Genomic DNA, 7,811 nt, shown 5'->3' on the forward strand with positions numbered 1-7,811 from the left:
TCAATAGCTTCTATTTGGCTTCTGTAAGTTTGTAGATTGCGCTGCCCGGACTGCTGACTTTATTGTGTTCGTCGACAAGAATCGCATAGAAAGTATGTGTTCCTTTTAACATCTTTACAGGCTGATCTTCCTGATACAGTTCGTCGGCAATCGTTGGTTTTTTGTCAAATGCATAATATGCTCTGCATCCTTTTGGAACAATGATATAGATATTGGTATCCATGTCCGTGGTAAAGCTTCCGGATGACGGAGAAATCTGCGGCGGGTCAGGAGCTTCATAAGCAATCGTGTATGTTTTGCTGACAATATCGCTTGTAATCCCCTTTTTGTTCACTGTAACCGCTTTGATAATGGTCTGACCTTCTTTGAGTGCAATACTGTCGGTATACAGATTACTTGAGGAAGTCGGATCTGTTCCGTCGGTGGTATAATAAATCTGATCTTCGTCCTCTTTGGAATATAAAGAAAGAGTTTTCGGCTCGTCATAGCTGCCCTCTGGAAGACTGAATACCGGATTCTTACTGATATAAGCAGAAAATTTATTCAGTATGTCATCATTATCACAGCTGTCCAGCAGATTTTTCACTTCATCGGGCTGATCATTTTCCATATATATTTTGATGAGCTGATTATAAGCGGATTGGTTATCCGGTTCCAGACGAATAGCATCCTGAAGCGTTTTGATTGCCTGATCCGTCTTTTCCAGCTTAACCTGTACCTGTGCCAGAAGAAGTTTTGCATCAACGTCCGAATCATCCAGACTGACAGCACGCTCTACAAATTTATAGCTTTCTTCGTATTTGTGATTGGAAAATGCAGTATCTGCCATGCGGATCTGGTAATCAAAATCGTTGTAATTTTTTTTGTCCATACCAAGTTTGAAAAACAGACCGGCAGCAACCAGAACAAGAACACCGGCGACAGATACCAGGATCATCCGTTTCTTCTTCGCTTTTTTTCGACGGCGGTTCTCAGCTGCGATCGCTGCACGCTTTCTGGCAGCGGCGGCTTCTGCCTGTTCTTTTTCTTTTTTCAGTTTTTCCTGAACCATATAATCGCCAAAGGAATCATAATCAGGAACCCATTGTACTTCCTGACCGCAATTCAAACAGAAAAGTCGTCCTTCTTCAATCGGCTCTCCACAATTTGAACATCTCATTTTTATTCTCCTTTAAAAAAATATATGTTATAAACATTCTTCAATATAAGTATCAAATTCTTCCATCGACATCAGAACCTTTCGTGGCTTCGTCCCCTCTTCCGGACCTACGACACCGGCTTCACATAACTGATCCATTATGCGGGCAGCCCGGTTAAAGCCGATCTTGAACATACGCTGTAACATTCCAATAGAAGCTTTGTCTTTATCAATGATAAATTTTCCTGCATCTACGAAATAAGCATCCAGATCCTGTCCGGAACCTGATCCGGAAGTGCTGCTTTGAGAAGCATTCATCATATCAGTGATCTTACTGTCATATACCTGATCCGTCTGATGATTGTCTGTGAGAAATTCCACAACTTTTCCCACTTCTTTATCTGATACAAAAGCTCCCTGCAATCGCACCGGCTTCTGATATCCCTGTGGATAATAAAGCATATCTCCTTTTCCCAGAAGTTTTTCTGCTCCATTCATATCCAAAATCGTTCTCGAATCCACACCCGAAGATACAGAAAAAGCAATACGGGATGGCATGTTTGCCTTGATCAGTCCTGTGATGACATTGACGGATGGCCTCTGTGTAGCAATGATCAGATGAATACCGGCTGCTCTGGCCAGCTGAGCCAGACGGCAGATCGCATCTTCTACTTCGCCAGGAGCTACCATCATAAGATCTGCCAGCTCGTCTACAATGATCACGATCTTTGGAAGTTTCTGAGGTTTGTTTTCGTCTTCTATATCAGCCAGCTGCTCCACTTTCGCATTATATCCTTTCAGGTCACGAACGTTGTATTCTGCGAATTTGTTATAGCGGTCAGTCATTTCTGCCACAGCCCAGTTCAATGCGCCGGCAGCTTTTTTCGGGTCAGTGACTACCGGAATGAACAGATGTGGAATACAATTATAGACACTTAACTCCACTACTTTCGGGTCAATCATGATCAGCTTTACTTCATCGGGTCTGGCTTTATAGATGATACTCATGATCAGAGTATTGATACACACGGATTTACCGGATCCGGTAGCACCGGCAATCAGCAGATGGGGCATCTTACCTATATCTGCGACAACTGTTTTTCCTCCAATATCTTTACCGACGGCAAATGCAAGTTCAGATGAAAATTCTCGGAATTCCTTTGTCTCTAACAGATCCCGAAGCATAACCGGACTGTTGGTAGCGTTTGGAACTTCTATTCCGACAGCTGCTTTTCCGGGGATCGGTGCTTCGATTCGAATATCGGCAGCTGCAAGATTCAACTTGATATCATCTGCCAGTCCTACAATTCTACTGACTTTGACACCCTGTTCCGGTTGCAATTCATATCGGGTCACAGTTGGCCCGCAGCTTACATTGGTGATGGTTACGTTTACACCAAAATTGTGCAGGGTTGTCTGCAATTTCATGGCAGTTTCACGCAGATGGTCGTCAGAATCTCCGGATGCATTTCGATCGCCTCGTTTCAGAAAATCAACCGACGGAAAAACATATTCTTTTTTTACAGGTTCTCTGGCGATTTCCTGCTGAATATTTTCTATACCATTTGCTATCTCTTCCTGCGAGGAACGCGGCTTTCTGTTACGGGTGGCTTTTTCCGTATGAGATTCTGTAACAGTATCCTGCTCTTTTGATATATCCGGGTCTGCCTGTACTTCGTCGCTTGTAACAGGTTTTAATTCCTGTACATCAAACGGAAGCTCCTGCCGGATGGCATTGACAGGTTCTTCAGGGACAGGGGCAGGTGCAGGACGTTCGATATGAATCTCCGGCATGACGGGAGAAGTCGCGTTTGCTTTTGCGGCTTCACGGGCCAGTCTGCGTTCTTCCCGTTGCTTTTGTTTTTCTTTTTTTATATTTTCTTTCGCGTTTTCTTTTTCCGGAACAGTATTGTTTTCTTTTCCTTTTGGCAGCTTCGTCTCTTCCAGTGCAAACACCCCACGTTCTTCTACTCGACGGGCGTGATTTTCAAGTGCTTCCTGATATACCTTTTCACCGGTTTTCTTTAATGGCGCAAGAACCGTATGCTGCGTGATAATGATCACAGAGATGATCAGAAAAATAAACATCAGCACATAAGCACCTGCAGTACCAAAGGAAACACATAAAAACTTTGCTGTTGCACCACCGATGATTCCACCGCCGGTTTTGTGCTGTGAACAATAAGTATAATATCCGCTTACCGTATCTCCCTTCAGACAGCCGAGAGTAAACAGGTGAATCAGTGTAGTAAGACACCAGAATGCCAGTGCGACACCCCAGAGTTTCCGAGACATCAGGTCATTGTCATAATTTGCGATAGCAAATGCAGTTCCCATAAACAGAACTACCGGAAACAGATAGGCCATCCAGCCGAACAGTCCGAAAAAAAACTGACTGATAACAGTTCCTACTTTTCCACCGATATCAAAATTGCTGATCACCAGCAGTACGGAAACAGCCAGTGTGATCAAGATCGTGATCTCTGTAACCAGCTCCCGGTTATACGCCTGTTTCTGGCGCTTTTTAGCGGAAGGTGTTTTTTTACGGGTTGTTTTCCTTCCGGCAGTACTCTTTTTTTTTCGTGTACCCGTTGACGGCATAGATGTTATCTCCTCCCCTTATCTGATATGCTCTACACAAAATAACAGACGATCGCAAGAATCCCCATGATAAAACAATAGATGGAAAAAATGCGAAGTTTTTTCTTCTTTATAAAAGCCAGCATAAATCGAATGGAAAAATATCCGACGACAGCTGCGGTGAGCATACCTGCTGTATAACTGAATCCAAGAGACCAGGTGACAGATTTTGATTCCAGTTTTCCACATTCAAGAATCATAGCACCCAGGATTGCCGGAATCGATACAAGATAAGAATATCGAATGGCGAAACCGCGGCGGAAACCGCATAAAAATCCGGCGGTTATAGTGATACCGGAACGGGAAATTCCGGGAATCACACTGATTCCCTGACATACGCCGATAGCGAGAGCCTGAGGAACTGTAATATGTTTTGGCAGCTTATTCCCCAATTGCCAGTTGTCAACTACGAGCAGTACAACTGCAGTGATAAGCAGACCAAGTCCGGTGACCGAAAGGGAAGAACTACACCGGTCAACAAGATTCTGCAGCAGATATCCAAGAATACCGGTTGGTATTGTAGAAATCAGGATCATCGCAACCATGGTGCGGTAATTGTTACAAAGAATCTTGCGATAGGGTGTTGTCTGTGCACTATGCATTTTATTATCAATATATATTTTAAAATTGGCAGTCAGATCCTGAAAAATATGTATGGTTTCCACCAACATACGGAACAGATCGTTTTTAAAAACCAGACAAATAGCGATCAGTGTACCAAAGTGCAGCAACACATGAAAAAGTACATCGGTATCTGTTCGGATATTTAATAAATTTTCTAAGATGACCAGATGGCCGGAACTGCTCACCGGCAAAAATTCCGTAAGCCCCTGGACAATTCCCAGAATCATGGCGTCAAAAAAACTCATGGTTATCCTCATTTATTGTTTATTTGTATGCTTCTCTTACATCAAAATATTATTATATCATAAAAATACGGGAGATACAATCTCCCGTCGCTCTTTTCGGATGAAAATCTGAACTTTTAGAAATTAAGCAGCCATGATTGGAGAAAAAGAAATCAGAACTCCGCAAAGTATTGCCAGGGTAATGGCAAGTACGGTAATTACAAAAAAGCGGGGACTTTTTTTATCTTTGACAAGAAGTCGTCCGCACTGTGGACAGTGAGTCAGGCTGTTTTCAAATAACAGCGCACACTCTGTACAACGTTTCATAGCCTTGTTCCTCCGAATACATAAACTTATCTGTCTCCTCATTTTAACACGAATCGATCGGCAGAACAACTATATGTTTTTCTTCATCAGTTCTTTTAGCTTATTCAGTGCTTCCCGGATACCACCGATCTCGTTGATCAGGCCTTCTCTGACAGCATCCTCTCCTTCTAACATGGTTCCGACATCTTTGACCAGCATAGAGGTATCAAGCATCAGTTCTTCCAGACGTGGCTGAGTGATATCGGAATGCGCGGCGATAAAACCGGTGATTCTGTCCTGGGTTTTTTCCATGTTACGATAGGTTTGCATAACACCAATGAACATACCATTTGTGCGCACGGGATGAAGAACCATGGTCGCGCTTGGGACGATGAAACTGTAATCAGCAGAGACGGCAAGAGGAACACCGATGGAATGCCCGCCTCCCAGAACCAGTGATACGGTTGGCTTGCTGAGTGATGCGATCATCTCTGCGATAGCAAGTCCGGCTTCCACGTCACCGCCTACCGTGTGCAGAAGAATCAGGATTCCTTCAATTTGTTCATCATCTTCAATCAGAGCAAGCCGCGGAAGAATTTCTTCATATTTGGTAGATTTGGTACGATCTCCCAGAGATTCATGCCCTTCCACTTCTCCGATGATGGTGAGCAAATGAATCCGGCTTTCCAGGGGTACAGCGTTATCTATCGGTTCTGCTTTTGGCTGTAGCTTTTGTTTCGTTTCCTGTTTGTCCATATTCGGCATCTCCTTTTACTTTCTGTGAACTGTCAGTGTTCCCAATCAGTATGGACAGTTATGGACAAAAAAATACGCCGGAGACATGGGAAACCATGCCCGGCGTAAAATATTGTTGTTTTATTCGTTCCAGTTATGATATACAGCCTGTACATCATCATCATCTTCCAGAAGATCCAGAGTTCTCTGCAGATTTTTAACAGCAGTTTCATCTGTTAGTTCCACATAATTCTGCGGAATCATGGTAACTTCTGCCTCTGCCATTATCACGCCTTCTTTTTCCAGAGTTTCACGGACAGTGGAGAAATCGTCCGGATCGGTGATGATCTCATAACAGTCATCCTCTTCGGAAAAGTCTTCTGCACCGGCATCCAGAGCCATCATCATCAGGTCATCAGCTTCCATCTCGCAGTCTTCCTTTGCAACAATGATCTGACCCTTTTTATCGAACATGAAAGATACACATCCAGGAGTACCAACGTTTCCGCTTCCCTTTGTGAAGGCACTTCTTACGTTTGCAGCAGTACGGTTTTTGTTGTCGGTCAGGGTATCTACGATGATCGCGATACCGTTCGGACCATAGCCTTCATAGGTGATCATTTCGTAGTTATCGGCGTTGGCATCACCGGCTGCTTTCTTGATACCGCGTTCGATGGTATCGTTCGGCATGTTGTTTGCTTTTGCTTTTGCGATGACATCACGCAGCTTGCTGTTGTTTTCAGGATCCGGACCGCCCTCTTTTACGGCAATTACGATCTCACGGCCGATAATTGTAAAGATTTTTCCTTTTTTTGCATCATTCTTTTCTTTCTTGTGTTTGATATTGGCAAACTTAGAATGTCCTGACATAATATAAACTCCTTTTTCTATTGTATTTTTTCTACTCTTATTTTTTGAATAATATTGTCCTCAACAGAAAGAATCTGGAAACAATATCCATTCGCATTTATCTCTTTATCTTCAGCTGTCGGAATGTGCCCCAGCAGTGAAGTAAGATATCCGTTTAAGGTTTCAAAAGCATGATCACCAAGGTCGATACCCAGGACTTCTTCCACATCATCCAGTGGTGTCAGACCATCCATCAGAATACTTTCGTCGAACTGTGGCTGGATAAATTCTTCGGATTCGTCATACTCATCGAAGATGTTTCCTACAATCTCTTCCAGAATATCTTCCATCGTTACCAGCCCGGCGGTCTGCCCGTATTCATCGACAACAATTGCAATATGGATTTTTTTCGTCTGCATTGCCTGAAAGAGAGAATCTATTCCACGGGTTTCCGGGATATAAGCGACGGAACGAACCAGCTTTGGAATCTGCATCAGGCTTTTGGCTTCATATTCTGCCCGATTCTGATGTTCCATGGCATCTTTGATATGGATAAATCCAACAATATTATCGATATCTTCATGGTATACCGGATAACGGGAATTACTGTGTTCCGACATATATACAATGGCATCCTTTAGCAGGGTAGTATCGTCCAGCGCATTGATATTTTTCCGGTGAGTCATAATATCTTTTGCTGATTTATCATGGAATTCCATGATATTCTGGATCATCTCCGCTTCGCTCTCCTGAATGATACCCTGTTCATGGGCTTCATCTACAAGATCAATGATTTCATCTTCTGTTACATCATCTTCTGTGTGATTCGGATCAATACCAAACAGGCGTACGGTGAGATTGGTTAAAAGTTCCATCAATTTTGTAATCGGCCAGGCCAGAATAATTCCTGCCTGCACCATATGTACCATCCGATAAGCGGAAGCTGCTGCATGACGAGAGCAGATTCTTTTTGGTACCAGAATGCCGAAAGTGGACAGTAAAATCAGATCCACAAAAAGTACCAGTATACACAGTATGATCTTTCCGGGGTTTTCTGTGAAAAAGGCACCTGCAGTGGTAGCAGAAAGACTGATAGATACTGTCTTCATAATGCTTTTCAATTGTACATAACCTACCAGAAAGCTTAACAACATATGGTAAAACTGTACGGTTTGAATCAGTGATCCAGGGGCATTCATAATGTGAAGGAGAAGTTTGCTTTTTCTGTCTCCCTGTTCCGCTTTGTCTTCTATCTCATTTTCATTGAGGTTCTGGATCGCGGAACCGAATCCGTA

At 43.2% G+C, this 7,811-nt stretch carries 7 protein-coding genes; all 7 read right to left on the reverse strand.

Annotated elements, in window-relative coordinates; genetic code table 11:
* Nucleotides 1–10 precede the first annotated feature (10 nt).
* Nucleotides 11–1,159, reverse strand: a complete 1,149-nt coding sequence (locus MSA64_RS07425) for a chitobiase/beta-hexosaminidase C-terminal domain-containing protein (protein ID WP_154431235.1) — start codon at nucleotides 1,157–1,159, stop codon at nucleotides 11–13.
* A 27-nt stretch (nucleotides 1,160–1,186) separates the two neighbouring features.
* On the reverse strand, nucleotides 1,187–3,739 hold the full coding sequence (locus MSA64_RS07430; protein ID WP_287891176.1) for an FtsK/SpoIIIE family DNA translocase: 2,553 nt from the start codon (nucleotides 3,737–3,739) through the stop codon (nucleotides 1,187–1,189).
* Between the two features lie 32 nt (nucleotides 3,740–3,771).
* Complete coding sequence (locus MSA64_RS07435; protein ID WP_287891178.1) at nucleotides 3,772–4,647, reverse strand: undecaprenyl-diphosphate phosphatase; 876 nt, start codon at nucleotides 4,645–4,647, stop codon at nucleotides 3,772–3,774.
* A 123-nt stretch (nucleotides 4,648–4,770) separates the two neighbouring features.
* Nucleotides 4,771–4,953, reverse strand: a complete 183-nt coding sequence (locus tag MSA64_RS07440; protein WP_022172459.1) for a hypothetical protein — start codon at nucleotides 4,951–4,953, stop codon at nucleotides 4,771–4,773.
* A 69-nt stretch (nucleotides 4,954–5,022) separates the two neighbouring features.
* Nucleotides 5,023–5,688, reverse strand: a complete 666-nt coding sequence (locus MSA64_RS07445) for a ClpP family protease (RefSeq protein ID WP_022172458.1) — start codon at nucleotides 5,686–5,688, stop codon at nucleotides 5,023–5,025.
* A 120-nt stretch (nucleotides 5,689–5,808) separates the two neighbouring features.
* Entirely contained in the window at nucleotides 5,809–6,537 is a 729-nt protein-coding gene (locus MSA64_RS07450) for a YebC/PmpR family DNA-binding transcriptional regulator (protein ID WP_277663950.1), read from the reverse strand.
* A gap of 17 nt (nucleotides 6,538–6,554) precedes the next feature.
* The coding region (locus MSA64_RS07455) for a hemolysin family protein (RefSeq protein WP_287891180.1) at nucleotides 6,555–7,811 on the reverse strand (1,257 nt) is incomplete at its 5' end.

This window comes from Oliverpabstia sp. (genome assembly GCF_022785585.1).
Taxonomy (GTDB): domain Bacteria; phylum Bacillota; class Clostridia; order Lachnospirales; family Lachnospiraceae; genus Oliverpabstia; species Oliverpabstia intestinalis.

Bases quoted from the DNA above. Each gene is read 5' to 3' on its own strand.
- MSA64_RS07425 (WP_154431235.1), bottom strand. From the start codon at position 1,159: ATGAGATGTTCAAATTGTGGAGAGCCGATTGAAGAAGGACGACTTTTC.
- MSA64_RS07430 (WP_287891176.1), bottom strand. From the start codon at position 3,739: ATGCCGTCAACGGGTACACGAAAAAAAAAGAGTACTGCCGGAAGGAAA.
- MSA64_RS07435 (WP_287891178.1), bottom strand. From the start codon at position 4,647: ATGAGTTTTTTTGACGCCATGATTCTGGGAATTGTCCAGGGGCTTACG.
- MSA64_RS07440 (WP_022172459.1), bottom strand. From the start codon at position 4,953: ATGAAACGTTGTACAGAGTGTGCGCTGTTATTTGAAAACAGCCTGACT.
- MSA64_RS07445 (WP_022172458.1), bottom strand. From the start codon at position 5,688: ATGGACAAACAGGAAACGAAACAAAAGCTACAGCCAAAAGCAGAACCG.
- MSA64_RS07450 (WP_277663950.1), bottom strand. From the start codon at position 6,537: ATGTCAGGACATTCTAAGTTTGCCAATATCAAACACAAGAAAGAAAAG.